20 protein-coding genes and 1 pseudogene are annotated in these 19,877 nt (G+C 73.4%); 8 read left to right on the forward strand and 13 right to left on the reverse strand.

Translation table 11 applies throughout. The annotated features are described in order from the left end of the window. Nucleotides 1-16 precede the first annotated feature (16 nt). Nucleotides 17-706: a hypothetical protein gene (locus B1205_RS14515; RefSeq protein WP_089156096.1), complete on the reverse strand. Its 690-nt coding sequence runs from the start codon at nucleotides 704-706 to the stop codon at nucleotides 17-19. On the opposite strand from B1205_RS14515, the gene B1205_RS29140 reads away from it, so the two are divergent. Next, entirely contained in the window at nucleotides 705-893 is a 189-nt protein-coding gene (locus B1205_RS29140; RefSeq protein ID WP_140158048.1) for a hypothetical protein, read from the forward strand. The genes B1205_RS14515 and B1205_RS29140 overlap by 2 nt on opposite strands. A gap of 44 nt (nucleotides 894-937) precedes the next feature. Further along, on the forward strand, nucleotides 938-1,687 hold the full coding sequence (locus B1205_RS14520) for an alpha/beta hydrolase (RefSeq protein ID WP_089156097.1): 750 nt from the start codon (nucleotides 938-940) through the stop codon (nucleotides 1,685-1,687). 43 nt (nucleotides 1,688-1,730) lie between these two features. On the opposite strand, the gene B1205_RS14525 is transcribed toward B1205_RS14520, so the two are convergent. Continuing rightward, nucleotides 1,731-2,384, reverse strand: a complete 654-nt coding sequence (locus B1205_RS14525) for a DedA family protein (RefSeq protein ID WP_089156098.1) — start codon at nucleotides 2,382-2,384, stop codon at nucleotides 1,731-1,733. A 166-nt stretch (nucleotides 2,385-2,550) separates the two neighbouring features. Here B1205_RS14525 and B1205_RS14530 point away from each other — a divergent pair, with 166 nt between their 5' ends. Next, nucleotides 2,551-5,406, forward strand: coding sequence for an aconitate hydratase (locus B1205_RS14530; protein ID WP_089156099.1), 2,856 nt, complete (start codon nucleotides 2,551-2,553; stop codon nucleotides 5,404-5,406). 77 nt (nucleotides 5,407-5,483) lie between these two features. Here B1205_RS14530 and B1205_RS14535 read toward each other — a convergent pair whose 3' ends face one another. Then, complete coding sequence (locus B1205_RS14535) at nucleotides 5,484-6,215, reverse strand: SDR family oxidoreductase (protein WP_089156100.1); 732 nt, start codon at nucleotides 6,213-6,215, stop codon at nucleotides 5,484-5,486. Between the two features lie 94 nt (nucleotides 6,216-6,309). On the opposite strand from B1205_RS14535, the gene B1205_RS14540 reads away from it, so the two are divergent. Continuing rightward, the gene (locus B1205_RS14540) at nucleotides 6,310-7,158 is read left to right on the forward strand and encodes a LysR family transcriptional regulator (RefSeq protein ID WP_089156101.1); all 849 of its coding nucleotides are present in this window, start codon (nucleotides 6,310-6,312) and stop codon (nucleotides 7,156-7,158) included. 477 nt (nucleotides 7,159-7,635) lie between these two features. On the opposite strand, the gene B1205_RS14545 is transcribed toward B1205_RS14540, so the two are convergent. From B1205_RS14545 to B1205_RS14580, 8 genes are all read right to left on the reverse strand, one after another. Next, nucleotides 7,636-8,094: a GNAT family N-acetyltransferase gene (locus tag B1205_RS14545; RefSeq protein WP_254909950.1), complete on the reverse strand. Its 459-nt coding sequence runs from the start codon at nucleotides 8,092-8,094 to the stop codon at nucleotides 7,636-7,638. A gap of 22 nt (nucleotides 8,095-8,116) precedes the next feature. After that, entirely contained in the window at nucleotides 8,117-8,725 is a 609-nt protein-coding gene (locus B1205_RS14550) for a GTP-binding protein (protein WP_089156103.1), read from the reverse strand. After that, a complete protein-coding gene (locus tag B1205_RS14555) occupies nucleotides 8,706-9,095 on the reverse strand; it encodes a DUF742 domain-containing protein (RefSeq protein ID WP_089156104.1) in 390 nt (129 codons plus the stop codon). The genes B1205_RS14550 and B1205_RS14555 overlap by 20 nt, the downstream gene beginning before the upstream one ends. Next, nucleotides 9,092-9,517 (reverse strand): roadblock/LC7 domain-containing protein, encoded by a 426-nt coding sequence (locus B1205_RS14560; RefSeq protein ID WP_089156105.1) that lies wholly within the window; start codon nucleotides 9,515-9,517, stop codon nucleotides 9,092-9,094. The genes B1205_RS14555 and B1205_RS14560 overlap by 4 nt, the downstream gene beginning before the upstream one ends. Before the next feature lie 66 nt (nucleotides 9,518-9,583). Continuing rightward, on the reverse strand, nucleotides 9,584-12,046 hold the full coding sequence (locus tag B1205_RS14565) for a sensor histidine kinase (protein ID WP_089156106.1): 2,463 nt from the start codon (nucleotides 12,044-12,046) through the stop codon (nucleotides 9,584-9,586). An 80-nt stretch (nucleotides 12,047-12,126) separates the two neighbouring features. Continuing rightward, a complete protein-coding gene (locus B1205_RS14570) occupies nucleotides 12,127-13,683 on the reverse strand; it encodes a prenyltransferase/squalene oxidase repeat-containing protein (RefSeq protein WP_089156107.1) in 1,557 nt (518 codons plus the stop codon). After that, nucleotides 13,680-14,555, reverse strand: a complete 876-nt coding sequence (locus B1205_RS14575; protein ID WP_089156108.1) for a terpene synthase family protein — start codon at nucleotides 14,553-14,555, stop codon at nucleotides 13,680-13,682. The genes B1205_RS14570 and B1205_RS14575 overlap by 4 nt, the downstream gene beginning before the upstream one ends. Further along, nucleotides 14,552-15,865: a cytochrome P450 gene (locus tag B1205_RS14580; protein WP_176308604.1), complete on the reverse strand. Its 1,314-nt coding sequence runs from the start codon at nucleotides 15,863-15,865 to the stop codon at nucleotides 14,552-14,554. The genes B1205_RS14575 and B1205_RS14580 overlap by 4 nt, the downstream gene beginning before the upstream one ends. A 252-nt stretch (nucleotides 15,866-16,117) precedes the next feature. Here B1205_RS14580 and B1205_RS14585 point away from each other — a divergent pair, with 252 nt between their 5' ends. Beyond that, the gene (locus B1205_RS14585; RefSeq protein WP_089156110.1) at nucleotides 16,118-16,366 is read left to right on the forward strand and encodes a DUF2630 family protein; all 249 of its coding nucleotides are present in this window, start codon (nucleotides 16,118-16,120) and stop codon (nucleotides 16,364-16,366) included. Here B1205_RS14585 and B1205_RS14590 read toward each other — a convergent pair. Next, a complete protein-coding gene (locus tag B1205_RS14590) occupies nucleotides 16,354-17,016 on the reverse strand; it encodes an HAD family hydrolase (protein ID WP_089156111.1) in 663 nt (220 codons plus the stop codon). The genes B1205_RS14585 and B1205_RS14590 overlap by 13 nt on opposite strands. 60 nt (nucleotides 17,017-17,076) lie before the next feature. Next, complete coding sequence (locus B1205_RS14595; protein WP_089156112.1) at nucleotides 17,077-17,919, reverse strand: carbon-nitrogen hydrolase family protein; 843 nt, start codon at nucleotides 17,917-17,919, stop codon at nucleotides 17,077-17,079. Between the two features lie 78 nt (nucleotides 17,920-17,997). Between B1205_RS14595 and B1205_RS14600 the strand changes: the two genes are divergently transcribed. From B1205_RS14600 to B1205_RS31565, 3 genes and pseudogenes are all read left to right on the forward strand, one after another. Beyond that, nucleotides 17,998-18,570, forward strand: a complete 573-nt coding sequence (locus tag B1205_RS14600; RefSeq protein WP_089156113.1) for a TetR/AcrR family transcriptional regulator — start codon at nucleotides 17,998-18,000, stop codon at nucleotides 18,568-18,570. 94 nt (nucleotides 18,571-18,664) lie between these two features. Further along, nucleotides 18,665-19,585, forward strand: a complete 921-nt coding sequence (locus B1205_RS14605; RefSeq protein WP_089156114.1) for a TIGR04222 domain-containing membrane protein — start codon at nucleotides 18,665-18,667, stop codon at nucleotides 19,583-19,585. After that, nucleotides 19,582-19,877: pseudogene (locus B1205_RS31565) on the forward strand (multinuclear nonheme iron-dependent oxidase); the annotation flags it as partial. The gene B1205_RS14605 and the pseudogene B1205_RS31565, both read left to right, overlap by 4 nt.

Raw genomic sequence — 19,877 nt, forward strand, 5'->3', positions numbered from 1 at the left:
GGCCCGGCAAACCTGGTCAACGGGGCGGGACGCGTACCTCGATCTCCGCACCGAGCTGCGCGCCGCCGGTCAGGGCCAGGTCGTCGCCGCTCCAGAACCGTCCCGGGTCGTACCAGTTGGGCCGCCGGCCGGCGGGCAGCAACCCCATCGCCTCGTAGGTCACCGCCACCACCTCCGCGCAGTACGCCGTCTCCAGCGCCCGGTCGCGCACCGACGTGCCCCCGCCGTCCGAGGTGGACGCCGGCACCGCCGGCGCCGCGCCGGCAGCGGTCCGTCGGCGCGGCGACGGCACCCGGCCCCGGGCCCACCGCCACGCGAGCTGCGCGGTGGACGGGAACGGCGTGCCGTCCAGCCGTGCCACGGTACGCAGCACCGCCTCCTCCATGGCGGCGTCGGCCGGCGGTTCGAGCTGGCGCAACCAGCCCCGCTGGCCGTACCGGTTGGCCCACACGCAGACCGCGTCCCGCAGGTCGTGCAACTGCACGCCGCGCTGGCGGGTGCCGGTCCACATGTCCGGCAGCGAGCGGCCCAGCTCCGCGTGCCACATCAGGGGCGGCATGTCGTCCAGCACCACCGCCATGCCGACGTGGTTGACCGGGCTGTTGGTGGTGAACTGGATGGCGCGGTCCGGCACGCTGCGCCCACGGAACACCCACAGGTCGCCGGTGCGGGTCAGCTCCACGGCCTCGTCCAGGCTGATGCTCATGAGGGACTACCCTAAGCCGATGCGGCAACGGATGCGGTGGTGGAAGGTGCTCGGTCTGGCCGGGCTCGCGGGCGTCGCGGCGACGGGCGTGGTGGTGGCCCGGGCGGAGCGGCAGCGCCGGGCGTACACCCCGGAGGAGATCCGGGACCGGCTGCGGGAGCGGCACGCGAAGGCATCGTCCTCCTGATCGGAGGGTCACCGAGCGGGACGCTCCTGCCCTACCATCACGGGATGGGAGACATGTTCTGGGAGATACCGTTCGTGCTCGACCCGGCGCCGGCCCGGGTCGAACGCCACGGCGACGTCGACCTCTACCTCCCGGCCAGCGACGGGCGGCACCCCGCGGTCGTGGTGGCACACGGTGTGCCCGGGCCACCCGAGGCGCCCGAGGCGCCGGACTGGCCGCTCTACCGAGGCTACGGCTCGCTGCTGGCCGGGCGGGGCGTGGTGGTCGCGATCCCCCGTCTCCGTGTGGCGAGTCCCGACGGCCTGACCACGGTCGCCGCGCGCGTCGCCGACACGGCCGACCTGCTCCGCGCCGACCCCCGCGTCGACCCCGACCGCCTGGCCCTCTGGTTCTTCTCCGGCGCCGGCCTGCTGCTCGGCGACTGGCTCCGCGACCCGCCCCCCTGGTTGCGCGGCCTCTCCGCGACGTACCCCCTGCTGGCGCCCCTGCCGGAGTGGCCACCGGTCGACCCCCGCTTTCACCCTCTCGACGCTCTCGACGCGAGCACGGCCAACCCGCCGCCGCTCGTGCTGACCCAGGTCGGGCGGGAGCGGCCCGAGGTCGCCGCCAGCGTCTCGGCCTTCACGACCGCCGCACGCCGGCACGGGCTGCCGCTGCACCTGGTCGACGTACCGAACGGGCGGCACGGGTTCGACGCCCTGGACCACACCGAGGAGTCGCGCGTCGCCGTGCACGCGGCGTGCGATGCGCTGCTTCACCTGCTCGGCGAAGTGGCCACCTCCGACACGCCCTGACGCCGCCGCTTCGGCGACCCGGCGTCGGTCGTCCTCCCGCGCGTCAGCGCTCGGTCGCCCCGACGGTCTCGGGTTCCTCGGGGGCCTCGGCCGGGGCCAGCCGCTTCGCGCGGCGACGCAGCCACGCGGTGCTGACCAGGCCGGCGAGCACGGCGAGCACCAACCCGGCCCAGGAGATGTCCTTGAGCCAATGCTCGGCGGCCCGACCGAGGGAGAACAGCAGGTACGTCGTGCCGAACGCCCAGACCAGGCCGCCGGCCGCGTTCGCCACCAGGAACCGGCGGTACGGTACGTGCAGCGCCCCGGCCAGCGGGCCGGCGAGGATGCGCAGCAGGGCGACGAACCGGCCGAAGAAAATCGCCCAGACCCCGTGCCGGGCGAAGCTCTGCTCGGCGCGGGCCAGGTGCGCCGGGCCGAGATGCTTGGGAAAGCGCCGGCCCAGCCGTTCGAGCAGGGGTCGACCGCCTCGGCGGCCCACCGCGTACCCGATGGAGTCACCGACGATCGCGCCGGTCGCGGCGGCGATGGCCACCCACTCGGGCTGGACCGCCCCGGTGGCGGCGAGCAGGGCGGAGCTGACCAGCACGATCTCGCCGGGCAGGGGGATGCCCATGCTCTCGACGCCGATCACCCCGGCGACGATCAGGTAGATCACGCCCGGGGGTAGCGCGGAGAGCCAGTGCTGAACGTCGACCACCCGCCGACCCTACCCTCACTTCCCCGTCCCGGAGGGTGGCACGAGGTTGCGCCGATAGCAAGACGGACGTACGGTTTTTGGGGACCGACCAAGGTAAGTGTCGCCTAAGCACGGCGGCGCCCCGGTCGGTGCGACAAACTGCTCAGGACTACTCACGGTCGCTGGTATGAAGGAGTACGACGTGGCGAGCCTCGACACCTTCGGTGCGAAGACCCAGCTACGCGTCGGAGACGCGAGCTACGAGATTTTCAGGATCGACAAGGTGGAGGGCCACGAGCGGCTGCCCTACAGCTTGAAGGTCCTGCTGGAGAACCTGCTGCGGACCGAGGACGGCGCGAACATCACCGCCGACCACATCCGGCAGCTCGGCGCGTGGGACGCCACCGCCGACCCGAGCGTGGAGATCCAGTTCACCCCGGCCCGGGTGCTGATGCAGGACTTCACCGGTGTGCCCTGCGTCGTCGACCTGGCCACCATGCGCGAGGCGGTCCGCGACCTCGGCGGTGACGCCACCAAGGTGAACCCGCTCGCCCCGGCCGAGCTGGTCATCGACCACTCGGTCATCGCCGACCTCTTCGGCCGCGAGGACGCCTTCGAGCGCAACGTCGAGCTGGAGTACGAGCGCAACAAGGAGCGCTACCAGTTCCTGCGCTGGGGCCAGACCGCGTTCAACGAGTTCAAGGTGGTCCCGCCGGGCACCGGCATCGTGCACCAGGTCAACATCGAGTACCTGGCCCGCACGATCATGGAGCGCGGCGGTCAGGCGTACCCGGACACCGTGGTCGGCACCGACTCGCACACCACCATGGTCAACGGCCTGGGCGTGCTGGGCTGGGGCGTCGGCGGCATCGAGGCCGAGGCCGCGATGCTCGGCCAGCCGGTCAGCATGCTGATCCCCCGGGTCGTCGGCTTCAAGCTCTCCGGGGGGATGCCGGCCGGCACCACCGCCACCGACCTGGTGCTCACCATCACCGAGATGCTGCGCAAGCACGGCGTGGTCGGCAAGTTCGTCGAGTTCTACGGCCCGGGCGTGAGCGCCGTGCCGCTGGCCAACCGCGCCACCATCGGCAACATGTCCCCGGAGTACGGCTCCACCGTGGCGATCTTCCCGATCGACGGCGAGACCATCCGCTACCTGGAGCTGACCGGTCGCGACGCGGCTCAGGTCGCGCTGGTCGAGGCGTACGCCAAGGAGCAGGGCCTCTGGCACGACCCGGAGCGCGAGCCGGAGTACTCGGAGCGGCTGGAGCTGGACCTGGGCACCATCGAGCCGTCGCTCGCCGGCCCGAAGCGCCCGCAGGACCGGGTGCCGCTGGGCAGCGCGAAGACGCTGTTCCGCGCCGCGCTCACCGACTACGTGGCCGCCGACGAGACCGGCGGCGACCCGGGCCGCAAGCCCGGCGTGCCGCAGCAGGAAAAGCCGTTCGGCACCGACGGCCCGGCCGACGAGGCCAGTGCCGAGTCCTTCCCGGCCAGCGACGCCCCGGCCAACGGCGTCAACGACCCGGCGGACGCGCCGCGCGACCTGGAAACCGCCGCGGTGGGCGCGGGCGGCCGGGCCACCAACCCGGTCCGGGTGACCGGCGCCGACGGCGTCGAGTACGAGTTGGACCACGGCGCGGTGGTGATCGCCGCGATCACCTCCTGCACCAACACCTCGAACCCGCAGGTGATGATCGGCGCCGCGCTGCTGGCCCGCAACGCGGTGGAGAAGGGCCTGGCCCGCAAGCCGTGGGTGAAGACCACCCTCGCCCCGGGCTCGAAGGTCGTCATGGACTACTACGACCGCGCCGGCCTCACGCCCTACCTGGAGAAGCTCGGCTTCAACCTGGTCGGCTACGGCTGCACCACCTGCATCGGCAACTCCGGCCCGCTGCCGGAGGAGGTCTCCGCCGCCGTCAACGACGGCGATCTGGCCGTCGTGTCGGTGCTCTCCGGCAACCGCAACTTCGAGGGCCGGATCAACCCGGACGTCAAGATGAACTACCTGGCGTCCCCGCCGCTGGTGGTCGCGTACGCGCTCGCCGGCACCATGGACATCGACCTCGCCAACGAGCCGATCGGCGAGGACGCCCAGGGCAACCCGGTGTTCCTGCGGGAGATCTGGCCGAACACCGCCGAGATCCAGGACGTCATTGCCTCGGCGATCGGCGCGACCGGCTTCAGCGCCGCGTACGCCGACGTGTTCGCCGGTGACGAGCGCTGGCAGTCGCTGCCGACCCCGACCGGTGACACGTTCTCCTGGGACGGCGAGTCGACCTACGTGCGCAAGCCCCCGTACTTCGAGGGGATGCGGCAGGAGCCGACCCCGGTGCGGGACATCGCCGACGCCCGCGTCCTCGCGAAGCTGGGCGACTCGGTGACCACCGACCACATCTCCCCGGCCGGCTCGATCAAGGCGGACTCCCCCGCCGGCACGTACCTCGCCGAGCACGGCGTGGCCCGGCACGAGTTCAACTCGTACGGCTCCCGCCGCGGCAACCACGAGGTGATGATCCGGGGCACGTTCGCCAACATCCGGCTGCGCAACCAGCTCGTCCCCGGTGTGGAGGGCGGCTTCACGGTCAACCACCTGACCGGCGAGCAGACCTCGATCTACGACGCCTCGATGGCCTACCAGGAGGCGGGCGTCCCGCTGGTCATCCTGGCCGGCAAGGAGTACGGCTCGGGCTCGTCGCGCGACTGGGCGGCCAAGGGCACCATGCTGCTGGGCGTCAAGGCGGTCATCGCCGAGTCGTACGAGCGGATCCACCGCTCGAACCTGATCGGCATGGGCGTGCTGCCGCTGCAGTTCCCGGGCGGCGAGACCGCCGAGTCGCTGGGCCTTACCGGCACCGAGACGTTCTCGATCAGCGGCGTCACCGCGCTCAACGACGGAGACACCCCGCGCACGGTGAAGGTCACCACCGACACCGGCGTGGAGTTCGACGCCGTGGTTCGCATCGACACCCCGGGTGAGGCGGACTACTACCGGCACGGCGGCATCCTGCAGTACGTGCTGCGCCGGATGATCGCCAGCTGAGTTCGCATGTAAGGAGGGGCCCCTTGTTGACGCCTGGCGTTAACAAGGGGCCTCTCCTTACACGCTGATCGGGTCGGTCACCACGGCACCAAGCCGTCGTCCTCGAAGAACGCGCCGGTCGGTCCGTCGTCGGGCAGCGTCGAAAGCCGGATCGCAACCGCCGCGCCCTGCTGCGGCGTCCGCACGCCGCGGAAGCCGTTGAGGTCGGTCGCGGTGAAGCCGGGGCAGGCCGCGTTGATCAGGATGCCCGTGTCGCGCAACGCCCGGGCGTACTGGATGGTCACCGCGTTCAGCATCGACTTCGACGGCGAGTAGGCCACGGACAGCGGCCCGGTCTGGTGCTCGCCGGCGGAGGCGCTCTGCCGGGTCAGGGAGCCGACGCCGCTGGACATGTTGACGATCCGGGGCGACGCCGAGCGGCGCAGCAGCGGCAGCATCGCCTCGGTCACCCGGATGACGCCGATCACGTTGACCTCGACGGCCGCCCGTACGGTCGCGACATCGACGTCGCCGGGCTGCTGCGGCATCCCGCCGGTGATGCCCGCGTTGTTGACCAGCACGTCCAGGCCGCCGGCCTGCTCATGGAGCAGGCGGGCGGCGGCGGTCACGCTCGCGTCGTCGGTCACGTCCAGGGGTACGCCGAACGCGTCCACCCCGTCCGCGCGCAGCTTCGCCACCGCCGCCTCCCGGCGCTGCTCCTCCCGGGCGCCGACGCCCACCCGCCAGCCCAGCGCGCCCAGGCCGGCCGCGATCTCGTACCCGATACCCTTGTTCGCGCCGGTGACCAGCGCAATCGTCGATTCGCTCATGTGGTCGATCCTGTCCGCGCCGTCACCGGGCGGCCAACACCGTCTCGGTAGCGTGCGATACCCGCCGGGTATCAGGGCGGGGTACGGTGGTCGGATGGAGACGCGGGAGCTGCGCTATTTCGTGGCGGTCGCCGAGGAGCTGCACTTCGGCCGCGCCGCGCGCCGCCTCGGCATCGCCCAGCCTCCGCTGTCGCGGGCGATCCGCCAGCTCGAACGGCGGCTCGGGGCGACGCTGCTGGAACGCGACAGCCGGGCCGTGACGCTGACCCCGGCCGGCGCGGTGCTGCTGCGCGAGGGCCGGGCCGCGCTGGACGCGGTGGCCGCCGCCGACCGCCGTACCCGCCGCGCCGCGTCCACCGGGAGTGGCGAGCCGGTCCTGGTGCTGGCCACGAAGGCCGGCGCGTCCAGTGAGCTGCTGCCGAAACTGCTCGACGCGTACGCCGCGGAGCCCGACGCGGTCGCCGTGGAGGTGCTGCTGTGCGGCATCGGTGAGCAGGAGCGGTTGTTGCGTGACGGACGGGCCGACGTGGCGCTGCTGCACCTGCCGTTCGACTCGACGCGCGGGCTCGACACCGAGGAACTGGTGACGGAACAGCAGGTGGTGGTGCTGCCGGCCGGCCATCCCGCCGCCGGCCGGCGTGAGCTGTCGATGGCCGACGTCGCCGCGCTGCCCGACCTGCCGACGCCACGGTGGCCACGGGCGGACGGCACGTATCCGGACGGCCCGGGGCCGGAGGTCCGGGACCACGCCCAGTTGTTCCAACTGATCGCGCTCGGCCGCACCGCGGTGGTGCTGCCCGAGTCGTGCCGCACCCTGCTGCGCGCCGACCTCGCCGCGGTTCCGGTGCCGGACGCGCCGGCGGTGACCACGGTGATCGCCTGGCCGCCGCACAGCCGGTCCCGGGCGTTGGCCGGTTTGGTCCGCACCGCCACCCGCCTCTGAGAGCACCGCCTCCCACGCTCGCCGATCGGTGCCAAAGTCCCGGAGGCCGCGCCGCCTGAACGCCGCAACGTCCCTAGATCGGACCGACCCGCCCGGCCCGCCTCCGCCGGCCGCATGGAGCCGGGCCAAGCCGAGCCGCGCCCGCGCCAGGCGCAGCCGGGCGAGCGTGGGACCGCGCCGGACCAGGCACAGCCCGCCGGGACCGGGGCCAAGCCGGGACCGGGGCCAAGCCGGGACCGGGGCCAAGCCGGGGCCGGGGCCGGACTGGCGCAACATCACGCCTCTGGCCCGCCGCGTCGCGGGCGTGTCGCAGCGAGCGAAATAGAAGTACGTGACGCGGTATACCTCACAGACATAATTATGACTCTTAGGCATACCGTCAACTAAGCAATACATGTTCTCGCTAGGGTCACCCAGGGTAACTGAGCGGCCTCCGTCCGCCCGCACAGCAGCCAACAGCCAACAGCCAACAGAGGACTAAGCCAGTAGATCCTTGCGCATCTGCTGGGTGACCACCCGGTAGCCGGACGTCCGATAGAGCTCGGCGGCCGTCTCGTTGGCGCCGAAGACGTTCAACTCCAGCGCCCGGGCACCCCGCTCCCGGGCCGCCTGCTCCCCCGCCGCCAGCAGCGCGCGTCCCAGCCCTCGTCCGCGATGCTCGGCGGCCACCTCGATGTCCTGGATGAAGGCGCAGTCGGCCAGGCCACGCGGATGGGTCAGGCTGATCCAGATCCGGCCGACCGGGGTGCCGTCGGCCCGCACGCCGACCAGGAGAAGTTGGCCGGGAGTGGCCATGCCGTCCGGCAGCAGGGCGGCGATGGCCGTCCGCGCCCGATCGACGCCCTCCTCGGCGGTCCAGTTGCCGGCCGTGACGTGCTCGCGCGCGTACTCGACGGCCAACTCGTCCCGCCAGCGGTCGAACTCCTCCGGTGACATCGCCCGGAGGCGCACGGCCGGCTCAGTCACCGGCGGCCCGCCGGCGGGTCTCCCGCAGCTTCATGGCGTGCTCCAGCAGCGTGATCAGCACCTCCTTGGCCGACTCCCGCTGGCGCGCGTCACAGAGCACCACCGGCACCCCCGGGTCCAGGTCGAGCGCCGCCTGGACCTCGTCGAGCCGGAACTGCCGGGCCCCCTCGAAGCAGTTCACCGCCACCACGAACGGCGTCCCCCGCCCCTCGAAGTAGTCGATCGACGGGAAGCAGTCGGCCAGTCGGCGGGTGTCGGCGAGCACCACCGCGCCGAGCGCGCCGAGCGCCAACTCGTCCCAGACGAACCAGAACCGGTCCTGTCCGGGTGTGCCGAACAGGTAGAGCACCAGGTCGTCGCTGAGGGTGATCCGGCCGAAGTCCATCGCCACGGTGGTGGTGGACTTCGCCTCCACCCCGGACAGGTCGTCGATGCCGATCCCGGTCTCGGTCAGCACCTCTTCCGTGCGTAGCGGGCGGGTCTCGCTGACCGCGCCGACCATGGTGGTCTTGCCGACGCCGAAACCACCGGCGATCAGGATCTTGATCGCGGTGGGCAGCGGTGCCGCTCCCGCCGGCCGCTCAGAGCGCCCGTAGTCCATTGATTACCGCCTCGAAAACGTGCTCGTCGGGAAGGCCGGCGGCGGTTGCGCGCGGCTCGCGGACCTGCACCAGACTGCGGGCCGCCAGGTCTCCGAGGAGAACCCGGACGGTGCCCACGGGCAGGTCGAGATGGGCGGCGATCTCGGCCACGGACTGGATCCGCTGACAGAGGCCGACTATCGCCACGTGCTCCGGGCCCAGCCCGGACTCCGACCCCACCTCGGTGCGGGTCGCGGTCACCAGGGAGATCAGGTCGAACGTGCCGGTCACCGGGCGCGCCCGGCCGCCGGTCACCGCGTACGGGCGCACCACCGGGCCGGCGTGGTCGTCGACCCACTCGTGCTCCGCGGGCTCCCCCCGGCCGGTCATCGCGCCGTGTTCTCGCCGAGGGGCTGTTCCCGGGTGGGTGACGCGACGAACCGGCCGACCCGGGTGACCAGCATGGCCATCTCGTACGCGATCAGGCCGACGTCCGCGTCCTCCGACGCCAGCACCGCCAGGCAGGCGTTGCGGCCGGCCGCGGTGACGAAGAGGAAGGAGGACTGCATCTCGATGATGGTCTGCTGCACGTGACCACCGCCGAACCGCTTGCCCGCGCCGCGGGCCAGGCTCTGGATACCCGCCGCCATCGCCGCGAGGTGCTCGCCGTCGTCCCGACCCAATCCGCGGGACGAGGCCATCAGCAGTCCGTCGGTGGAGAGCGCCACGGCGTGTTCCGCCTGCTTGACCCGGCCGACCAGGTCATCCAGCAGCCACGTCAGATCCGCGCTCGAAGCCGTCTTCTGCGCCACTCGTCGTCCTCTTCTCCCCGGCTGTGCGCCGTTCTCGTCCCGGATCCGTCGGCGTCGACGTCCCGGTCAGGTAACCTGCTCGTTCCCGTCGGCCGGCCCGCCGCCGGCCCCGTGCGCCCCGCCGAGCAGCCGGGCCGCGTCGGTGCGGCCACGTCGGGTTCCACTCTGGTAGGAGCTCATCATTCGGCGTACCTGTTCCGGTGCCCGCGCCGTGTCGTCGGGCCCGTCGTCGTCCGCCTCGTCGGGCTGGTCGTGCCGCAGCTCCGGCACGAGGTTGGCCTGGCGTACCCGGACGGGCAGACCGGCATCGGTCACCGGCGGCACCTCCCCGCCGGCCGCCGCGGGCGCGGCCCGGGTCTCGACCACGGCCAGCTCCGCGGTGGGCTCGGCCACCGCGGACTGCCGTTTGCGGGTACGCGCGGGCAGCCCGGACGGGGTCAGTCGAGGCGTCTCCGGCACCGGCGTGGGATCCGCCGTGAGCATGCCGGACCCGACGGGCAGGACCCCGGCGGAGGTGTCCTCGCCGGCCCGGTCCGCGACGGGTTGCTTGCCCGGCGCGGCCGACGTGCCCTCCGGCGCCCTGGCGGGCAGTGCGGCGGGCGTGGTGGTGGTTTCGGTGTCGGTGTCGGTGTCGTGAGCGCCCGGATCAGCGGCGGCCGTGATCAGTTCCCGCGGGATCAGCACCACCGCCGTCGTTCCGCCGTACGCGGACTCCTTGAGCTGCACCTTCACGCCGTGCCGCTCGGTGAGCCGGCTGACCACGAAGAGACCGAGCCGGGCGGCGTCGGCCAGGTTCAGCTCGGACCGGTCGACGATCCGCGCGTTCGCGGCGGCCAGCTCGTCGCCGCTCATGCCGAGGCCGCGGTCCTCGATCTCGATGGCGAAGCCGTTGGCGACCAGTTGGCCGCGCACCTCCACGGCGGTCTGCGGCGGCGAGAAGGACAGGCCGTTCTCGATCAGCTCGGCCAGCAGGTGGATCACGTCGCCGACGGCGCGGCCGGTCAGCGACACCGCGCCGAACGGTCGCACGGTCACCCGGGTGTAGTCCTCCACCTCGGCGACCGCGCCGCGCACCACGTCGACCATCGGCACGTTGCGCCGCCAGGCCCGGCCGGGCGTCGACCCGGAGAGCACGATCAGGTTCTCCGCGTTACGCCGCATCCGGGTGGCCAGGTGGTCGACGCGGAACAGGTCCTCCAGCTCCTCGGCGTCGTGTTCCCGGCGCTCCATCGCGTCGAGCAGGGTCAGCTGGCGGTGCACCAGCGCCTGGGTACGCCGGGCCAGGCTGAGGAAGACGTCGCGGACGTTGCGGCGCAGCTCAGCCTGCTCGACGGCGGTGCGGACGGCGGTTTCCTGCACCACGTTGAAGGCCTTGCCGACCTGCCCGATCTCGTCGTCGCCGAACTGTAGGGGTGGCGCCTCTCGCGCGACGTCCACCTCCTCCCCGTGGCCCAGCCGCTCCACCACGCTGGGCAGCCGCTCGTTGGCCAGCCGGAAGGCCGCCTCCCGCAGCCGTTCGAGCTGGCGGACCAGCGCCCGCGCCGTGGTGATCGAGACGATCACGGACGCGACGACGGCGATCAGGCCGAGACCGGCCGCGAGCACCAACCGGATGATGACGCCGACCGCGACCGGGGTGGCCCGGGACACGATGTCGTCACCGCCGGCGAGGATCACCGAGCGCAGCTCGGCCATCGCCTGTTCGGCGGCACCCTGCCAGGCCGCCGCGGTGACCGGCGGGCGCACGTCCTCGCCCTTGGTCGCGAGCACCCGGTCCTGCAGGGTACGTAGCTGCTGGAACGCCTCCCCGTCGACCATCCGCTGGTAGCGGGTCCGGTCGGTCGGGGCGAGTTCCCGGGCGGTGCGGTCGGCGAGGAACCACTGTGCGCCGACCAGCCGGGCGAAGGCGGTCTGCTCGGCGACGGTCAGCCGGTTGGCCGAGACCGCGCCGGTGAGCAGGGCGTCCTGTTGGGACAGCAGCTCACGGGACCGGTTCAGGTCGATCAGCGCGGCGGTGTCCCGGGCGATCTGGTCGTCGTCGAGACCACCGAGGGCGTCGAAGACGGCGAAGATCCCGTCGACCGCCTCGTCGTACGCGGTCAGCGTCGCGGTCCGGTCGATGGTCTTGCGACCCACCTCCTCGCGGACCTGGCCGAGCTGGTCGATCTCGGTCTTCAGCTCGGCGAGCCGCTGCTCCAGCTCGTCGCTGGCCGGGACCTCGGTGCGCCAGTCCCGCACCGAGCGCCACAGCGCGGCGGCCGTCTCGTCGGTGCGTCCACGCTGGGCCTGTAGCTCCTGCAACTGTCCGGGATCGGACTCACCCAGGTAGCGCAACGAGAGCCGACGCTCGTTCTGCAACTCCAGCAGCAGCGGGTCGCTCGGCTCGAAGACGCGGGCGTTGAGCGCCTGCACGCCGAGCAGGTTGAACCCGTCCCGCACGGTCACCCAGGCCGCGAAGGCCCAGAGCGCGGTGAGCGACGCCAGCAGGGCGATGATCTTCGTACGGAGATTCGTACTGCGGGAACCCATCACACCGTCCTGGCCCGGTCTTCCGTCGGTTCGAAATCCGATCGACTCCGGCGCACGCTAGCAGTCGTCGTGAACCTCATTCAAGCGATCCTGATCATGGTGGGTGCCGGGTGCGGCCACGGCGAGCGGGCCCGTCCGGAGGCGGCCAGCACCGCTGCGCGCACGATCAGCGTCGGGCGGTAGAGGTCCTTGTCGTGCCAGAGCGCCGGCTCGTCGTCGCTTCCGTCCAACTCGGACAGTCTACGTCGGCCCCGCGCCAACGCCACCCCGATCCGCGGGTCCCCCGGGCGGCCGGCGCCGGCCAGGGCGAGCACCGCGTACGCGGTCTCCTCCGTGGTGCCGTGCCAGCGTCCCCACGAGCCGTCGGATCGTTGGGTGTCCAGCAGCCAGCCGACGCCCCGCTCGACGGCGTGCCGCGCCGCGCCGTCGGGCGCGTGGTCGGCCAGGGCGAGCAGCACCGCGTACGTCGCGTAGTACGCCGACGCGTGCCACCGGTCCTCCCACCGCCCGTCCGGCTCCTGCCGCTCGACGAGCCAGTCGGCGACCCGGCGGCGGGCCGCCGTGACACCGGGCCGGCTGGGGTGCTCGCCGAGCGCGTCGAGGACGTGCGCGTTGGTGGTCAGCGACGCCCCGTCCTCCCCCGGCCAGGTGCAGAAGTGCCGTCCGGTGTCGTACCCGGCGAGCGGGGCGACGCCGAGCGGCCGGCCCAGCCGGGCCAGCGCGTAGAGCACGACCGAGGTGGTGTCCGCGTCGGCGGGCAGGCCGGGTGCGGTGGCCGCGCCGGACGCGTCGACCGCGTCGCGCAGGCCGGCCAGCACCGGCTCGGGCGCGCCCACCGGGACGCCGGCCCGGACCAGGACGGCGAGCACCCAGGCCCGTTCGAAGACGGTGATCGGGCTGGCGCAGGGCACCGGGCCGTGCCGGCCGACCGCGTGCAGGTAGTCGAGGGCCGGTCCCGGTTCGGGTCGACCGAGCCAGGCGGCCGTGGCGGCCGGCGAGGCGCCCACCGAACCGCTCGTCGACGGGCGCACACCGACCGCCCGGTACGCCAACTCGCCGGTCACCTCCAGCGCGTGCGCCAACTTCGCCGGCACCGGACGACGGGCGGCCAGCAGACCGCGTACCCGGGTCAGTCGGCTCGGGTCGAGACCGGCCGGCAGCGGCAGGCGGGGCCGGTCGGCCCACCCGGTCAGCCCGGGCGGCGGACCCGCCGGCCCGGTGAGGTGTCGGTCCACGGCGGTCAGCAGCGCCGGCACGATCAGGTCGGTGGCGGGCAGGTCCGGCGGGGCGTCGCCGCGCAGCGCGCCGGCCAGGAACGCGATGCCGCGCAGCGCGGCGGCGGCCGGCACCGCGGCCGGCCCGTCCCGGTGCAGCGTCGCCAGCAGCGCCTCGACCGCGCTGAGCGTCGGCACCAGCGCGTAGCCGCCGGGGCCGCCCCAGCCGCCGTCCGGGCGTTGCCGGTCGAGCAGCCAGGTCAGGCGCGCGTGGTGACCGGGCAGCCAGGGGGCGGACGCGACCAGCCGGCCGGTCTCGTAGACCGAGGGCGAGGTCTGCCCGGCCGGTTCCCCGGCGAGCGCCTCGACCAGGGCCCGCGCGGGGCCGGTGGCGACCGCCGTGGGCTGGGCGGTGAGGCTCACCCCACCCCCCAGAAGTCGGTGTGCCGGTAGAACCCGGTGGTGAAGCCGAGCTGCCGGGACAGGAAGTCCGCCTCCCGGGGCACCTCGTCGGCCAGCCGCGCCAGCCGGCTGCGGCAGTGGTCGACCTGCTCGGCGAACCGCCGCTCGACCTCCGCCGGGTCGTCCACCAGCAGCAGCGCGTTCAGGTCGCCCGAGGCCACGTCCCGGCGGTGGGTGCCGAGGTCGTTCACCAGCCGCAGCGCCCGCTGCACGTCGTCGCTGACCTCGATCAGCCGGTCCAGGGTGGCGCCGTCGGACGCCGATCCGGTGTGGATCCAGTGCGCCACGTTGACCACGGTGGCGGCGAGGTTGTCGGCGTTGTCCAGATAGTCGGCGAGCGTGGGGCGCGCGCTGCGCCGCCACGTCCACTCCCGGGCCATCGCGTCGAGCGTGCGTTCCATCGTGGTGCGCCACCGTCCGCGCAGCGCGTCGTAGCCGGGCGCGTCGGCCAGGTCGTCGCGCAGCTCGGCGAGGAACCGGCCCAGCGGGTCGTCGGAGCCGGCCCCGTCGAGCACGTCCAGACAGGTACGGCTGATCCCGTCGACCTCGGCCCGGCTGGTGGCCCGGTGGTCGACCAGCCAGTCCACGGCGAAACCCCAGAGCACCGCGCGGTTGGTGACCGCCAACTCCTCGGCGGTGTGCCACGGGGCGCTGAACGCCATGGCCGACGCGATGCTGCTGAACAGCGTCGCGTCGAAGGGTTCGCCGGGAAACAGCTCGGGGTGCGCGGCGGCGGCCCGGCGCAGGCCACGCTGGCCGTGCGCGGCGAGCGCGCAGATCCGGCCCTGCTCCGCCGCGGCGGCGATCGGGTCCGGGGTGCGTCCGTCGGTCACACCGGCTCCGTCCGGCCGGCGGCGAGCAGGGTCAGCTCGACCCGTTCGCGGGGCCGCAGCGCCGCGGCCAGGCGCAACCCGGGTACGCCGGTGCGGTGCAGCCGGAACCGGTAGCGGCTGAGCATGGTGGCGAGGATGAGCTGTGCCTCCAGGTAGAACAGGTACATGCCGAGGCACTGGTGCGGGCCGCCGCCGAACGGGAAGTGGGCGTACCGGTGGCGGGTGCGGACCTGCTCCGGCCGGAACCGTTCCGGGTCGAACTCGTCCGGGCGGTCCCAGAACTGCCGCATCCGCTGGGTGATCAGCGGGCTGACCGCCATGGTGGCCCCGGCCTCGATGGGCACGCCGTCGATCTCGTCGTCGGCGACCGCCCGGCGCGGGATGATCCAGCCGATCGGGTAGAGCCGCAGCAGTTCGTCCAGCACCATCCGGGTGTAGGTGAGCCGGCCCAGGTGCTCCCGGCGTACCGGCCCGTCGCCCACCACCTCGTCGATCTCGGCGTAGAGCCGCCCAGCCACCTCCGGGTGCTCGTCGAGGTGCGGCCAGGCCCAGGTCAGCACGTTGATGGTGGTCTCGGTGGTGGCGGCGAACATGGCCACGGTGTCGTTGCGGACCTGCCGCTCGTCGAGCTGCCGCCCGTCGTCGGTGCGGGCTCGCCAGAGCGTGGAGATGATGTCGTCGCCCCGGTCGGCGTCGTGCCGGGTCTGTCGGACGATCGGCACCAGCACGTCGTCGACGACCTGTACCGCGCGGCGGAACGTGCGGTCGCCCGGCATCGGCAGCGACAGCGGCGCGAACGGCACCACGATCCGGGGGATGACCGCGGTGGCGATCCGGTCCTGCGCGGCGATCACGCGCATCGCGTCCGGCACCGAGATGCGGTCGGCGAAGAGCACCTTCATGATCGCGCGGCTGACGATGCGGGCCTGCTCGACGCCGATGTCGACCGGGCGGCCGGCGCGGTACGGCTCGTCCAGTTCGTCGACGGCGTCGCGGATCGCGTCGGCCATGCCGTCGATCAGCGCCTCCACCCGCCGGGCGGTGAACATCGGCTGGAGCATCCGGCGGCTGGCCGACCAGATCTGGCCCTCGCCGAGGATGCCCTCGCCGAACAGGCGCNNACGGAGCACGTGCTGCACGTGCCGTGGGTGGGTGACCAGGTAGGGGCGGAACGAGCCGAGGTTGAGCCGCACCAGGTCGCCACCGCTGCGGTTGCCCACGTCGATCAGCGCGCGGGCCGGGTCCCGCAGGACGGCCGGCAGGATCTGCCGCAGCGGTACGGTGTGGGGCCGGCCGGTGGGCCGGGACAGGTTGGGTGAATCGGCCACCTGAACGCTCCCTCGGGTTGCTGAGGGTCGTTGCCCCGACTCGACCCGTTACGTTGCCCGCGAGCATGCCATCCTGAGCGGGGAATCAAAAGGCAGCTCAGAGGATATTTCACGGAACAACGATCTCTTTGTCGAGAATGGAGACGGTGGGATGTGCGTCACGCCGCACGCCTTCCGCCCGATCGCGTCGGGGAGTACCGCGCGCGGAGGCGTCCGCTGTGCCAAGCTTCGGGCATGGACGACAAGACCATCCTCAGCCGGATCTCGGAACTCGTCGACGAGGAGCACCGGCTGCGCTCGGACGCGCAGCAGCACGAGGCCGGCACCGACGACGAGGCCCGGGAGCGCCTGCGGCACCTGGAGGAGTCGCTGGACCAGTGCTGGGACCTGCTCCGCCGGCGGCGGGCGGCCCGACAGGCGCACGGCGACCCGGACGCGCAGGGTGAACGCCCGGTGCCGGAGGTCGAGCGTTACCTCCAGTGATCCGACGGGTCGGCCAGCACGGCGGCCACGGCGGGGATCAGCCCGTCCTCGACCCGGGTCGGCGCGAACCGCGGGTCCGACCAACGGCGGCCCCGGTGCAGCCAGACGCTGGGCAGGCCCACCGCGGTCGCGCCGCCGATGTCGGCCTCCGGGCTGTCGCCGACCACCCACGCGCCGCGTAGCGGAATCCGGGCCCGCTGGGCGGCGAGCGCGAAGATCCGCGGGTTGGGCTTGCTGACGCCGGCCTCCTCGGAGATCACCCAGTCGGCGACGTACCGGTCCAGGCCGGTCGTGCGGATCTTGGTGTCCTGCTGGCGGGCCGCGCCGTTGGTGACCACCACCGGCACCCAGCCGGCGTCGGCGGCGATCCGCAGCGCGCACGCCACCAGCGGGTCCAGCCGCATGTGCGCCACCACCCCGTCGTGCAGCTCGTCCACCAGGTCGATCGAGGGCATGCGCAGGCCGTAGCGGTCGCGGATGGCGTCGGCCACGTCCCAGCGGTTGGTCAGTCCGTCCGCGTCGACGGAGACCAGCCAGTCGAGGTCGGTGGGCGGCGCGCCGACGCCCTCCAGGAAGCGTGCTCCCCAGGTGCGGAACGGCCCGTCGCGATCCAGCAGGGTGTTGTCCAGATTGAGCAGGAGCAACGGCACCTGAGCACCCTACGGGAACGGCCGCGGCACCGGCAGGGCCGAGGGTGCCAAACGGCGCGGTCAGGCGACCAGCGTCGCGCGGGCGGCGCCGGCGTGGGGCAGCCGGTCCAGCAGCATGGTGTGCGCCGCGCGGGTGGCCGCCAGGGCCTCCGGGTCCAACGTCGCCACCAGCACGTCCTCCCCGGTGTCCGCGCCCCGGGCCAGCGGCCGGCCCTCCGGGTCGTAGACCGCCGCACCACCGTTGAACCGCCACGGATCCGCGCCACCGACCGCGTTGGCGAAGACCACGAACATCGTGTTGTCCAACGCGCGGGCGGCGTAGTAGAGGTCACGGCGGTGCGCCGAGCCGGCCAGGTAGCCGCTCGGGCAGAGATAACCGTGTGCGCCGTCGTCCGCGGCGGCCCGGCCGTGCTCGGGAAAACAACCGTCGTAACAGATGCCGAGCCCGAACCGCCACCCGTCGACCACCAGCGTGGCGCCGCGCCGACCGGCGTCGAACAGGTCGCGCTCGCCGCCCCAGAGCTGCTGCTTGTCGTACCCGTCGGTGACCGTGCCGGCCGGGTCCACGACCAGCGACGAGATCGTGCGCCGGCGGTCGGGGTGGCGGACCGCCGCGCCGATCACCACGGCCGCGCCGGCCGCCACGGCGGCGGCGCGCAGCGGATCCAGGCGCGGGTCGTCGACCCGGCCGTCGGCGTCGGCGGCCACGTCCGTCCCGACCGGGTCCGCACCCAGCGACGGCGGATGGTACGCGGGCAGGAACAGCTCGGGCAGCACGACGACGCGGGCCCCGGCGGCCCGGTCGACCAGGCGGGCGGCGGCGTCGGCGTTGCTGGCGACGTCGCCGGGCACCGGTTGGGCCTGCACGGCGGCGACGGTCAACGGGCGGCTGGGGATCGACACGACCGGATGGTAGCGAACACCCTTCGCAAGCCGTACGTACGGTTTGCGCCGACCCCTTCCACCTGGGACGATCGTGGCGTGCCCAGAGTAAGTCAGGACCAGCTCGACGCGCGTCGGCAGGAGATCCTCGCCGCGGCGCGGGCGTGTTTCGCCCGGCACGGCTACGAGGGCGCCACCGTGCGGCGGCTGGAGGAGGCCACCGGCCTCTCCCGGGGCGCGATCTTCCACCACTTCCGGGACAAGGACTCGCTCTTCCTCGCCGTGGCCGAGGACGACGCCGCCGCCATGGTGGAAACCGTCGCCCGCAACGGCCTGGTCCAGGTGATGCGGGACCTGCTCGCCCGCGCGGTCTCCCCGGACACCACCGGCTGGCTCGGCAGCCAACTGGAGGTCTCCCGCCGACTGCGCACCGACCCGGCCTTCGCCAGGCGCTGGGCCGAGCGCTCCGCGGCCATCGCCGAGGCGACCCGGGAACGGCTGCTCCGGCAGCGGGAGGCCGGCGTGCTCCGCGACGACGTGCCGATCGACGTGCTGGCCCAGTTCCTGGAGCTGGCGTACGACGGGTTGGTGCTCCACCTGGCGATGGGCCGCCCGGCCGGCGACCTGGGACGCGTGCTCGACCTGGTCGAGGAGGCCGTCCGCCGGCACTGAAGTCTCGGTCCGGTAACTGGCCCCGCCACGAATTTCGGCGCTGGCGCACCTGCTCCACAATGGGGCGCGACCCCTTCGGCGACAGGAGCAGACCATGACCGTCCTCGCGGCCGACACCTGGGGCGTCCCCGGCCCCGTCTTCCTGCGCTGGTACCTCGTCGCGGCCGTCGTCCTGGTCGTCGGCGCGGCGGTGTACCGGTTCCGCGCGCTGGCCGGCACCCCGGTGGTCAACCACGGGGAGCTGGGACCGCAGCAGGTCGCGTTCCTCAACGGGGGTGACCAGCTCGCGGTCTGGACCTCGCTCGGCGGGCTGCGCCGGGCCGGCGCGGTGGGCGTGCACCCGGACCGGCGGCTGGCCGTCGGCGGACCGCTGCCGGCCGGGGTCACCCCGCTCGACCAGGCCGTCCACCACGCGGCCAGCCGTGGCCTGCGGTCCCGGGAACTGGCCCGCGACGAGTGGGTCCGGCGGGCCCTCGACGACCTGCGTCACGGGCTGGTCCAGCGCGGCCTGGCCCTGGACCGGGAGCGCCGCCGGGCGCTGCGGCGCTGGCCGCTGCTCATCGGCGCCCTGCTGGCGTTCGGCGTCGTACGCGCCTTCTCCGGGCTGACCCACAACCGGCCGACCGGCTTCCTGGTGCTCATCCTGTTCCCCCTGTTCTTCGCGTTCCTGCTGCTCAACCGCGTGCCCTGGCGTACCCGGGCGGCCACCGCCGCGCTGCGCGACCTGCGTCGCCGGCACGCCTGGCTGCGTCCCGCCGCCGCCCCCGCGTACGCCACGTACGGCGCGTCGGACGCGGCCCTGGGCGTGGCGTTGTTCGGCACCGCCACGCTCTGGACCATGGACCCGGGCTTCGCCGAGCAGGCGGAGATCCAGCGTCAGGCGATGGGCACGGGTGGCGGCGGCTCCGGCACCTCGTGCGGCGGCAGCAGCAGCTCCTCCTGCTCCGGCGGCAGCTCCTGCGGCGGTGGCGGCGGGTGCGGGGGCGGCGGCGGTGGCGGCGGGTGCGGCGGATGACCGGCCCGTCCGGCGTCGGCATCGGCTGGCGTCCCGAGATCGCCGGCTTCGTGGCCGGGCTGCCGGGGCTGCGTTTCGTCGAGGTCGTCGCGGAGGCGGTCGCCCCGGCCGCCCCGCCCGAGGGCCTGACCGAGCTGCGCGAGCGTGGCGTCACCGTCGTACCCCACGGGGTGCGGCTGTCCCTCGGCGGCGCGGAGCCGGTCGACCCGGCCCGGGTGGCCCACCTGGCCGGCGTGGCCACCGCGCTGGACGCGCCGCTGGTCAGCGAGCACATCGCGTTCGTGCGGGCCGG

Source organism: Micromonospora sp. NBS 11-29 (genome assembly GCF_002140155.1).
Taxonomy (GTDB): domain Bacteria; phylum Actinomycetota; class Actinomycetes; order Mycobacteriales; family Micromonosporaceae; genus Micromonospora.

What these genes read in the sequence shown, in the direction of transcription:
- B1205_RS14565 (WP_089156106.1), bottom strand. Translation starts at nt 12,046, where the DNA reads ATGGGTTCCCGCAGTACGAATCTCCGTACGAAGATCATCGCCCTGCTG.
- B1205_RS14605 (WP_089156114.1), top strand. Translation starts at nt 18,665, where the DNA reads ATGACCGTCCTCGCGGCCGACACCTGGGGCGTCCCCGGCCCCGTCTTC.
- B1205_RS14530 (WP_089156099.1), top strand. Translation starts at nt 2,551, where the DNA reads ATGAAGGAGTACGACGTGGCGAGCCTCGACACCTTCGGTGCGAAGACC.
- B1205_RS14535 (WP_089156100.1), bottom strand. Translation starts at nt 6,215, where the DNA reads ATGAGCGAATCGACGATTGCGCTGGTCACCGGCGCGAACAAGGGTATC.
- B1205_RS14520 (WP_089156097.1), top strand. Translation starts at nt 938, where the DNA reads ATGGGAGACATGTTCTGGGAGATACCGTTCGTGCTCGACCCGGCGCCG.
- B1205_RS14540 (WP_089156101.1), top strand. Translation starts at nt 6,310, where the DNA reads ATGGAGACGCGGGAGCTGCGCTATTTCGTGGCGGTCGCCGAGGAGCTG.
- B1205_RS14515 (WP_089156096.1), bottom strand. Translation starts at nt 706, where the DNA reads ATGAGCATCAGCCTGGACGAGGCCGTGGAGCTGACCCGCACCGGCGAC.
- B1205_RS14585 (WP_089156110.1), top strand. Translation starts at nt 16,118, where the DNA reads ATGGACGACAAGACCATCCTCAGCCGGATCTCGGAACTCGTCGACGAG.
- B1205_RS29140 (WP_140158048.1), top strand. Translation starts at nt 705, where the DNA reads ATGAGGGACTACCCTAAGCCGATGCGGCAACGGATGCGGTGGTGGAAG.
- B1205_RS14555 (WP_089156104.1), bottom strand. Translation starts at nt 9,095, where the DNA reads ATGACCGGCCGGGGGGAGCCCGCGGAGCACGAGTGGGTCGACGACCAC.
- B1205_RS14550 (WP_089156103.1), bottom strand. Translation starts at nt 8,725, where the DNA reads ATGGACTACGGGCGCTCTGAGCGGCCGGCGGGAGCGGCACCGCTGCCC.
- B1205_RS14545 (WP_254909950.1), bottom strand. Translation starts at nt 8,094, where the DNA reads ATGTCACCGGAGGAGTTCGACCGCTGGCGGGACGAGTTGGCCGTCGAG.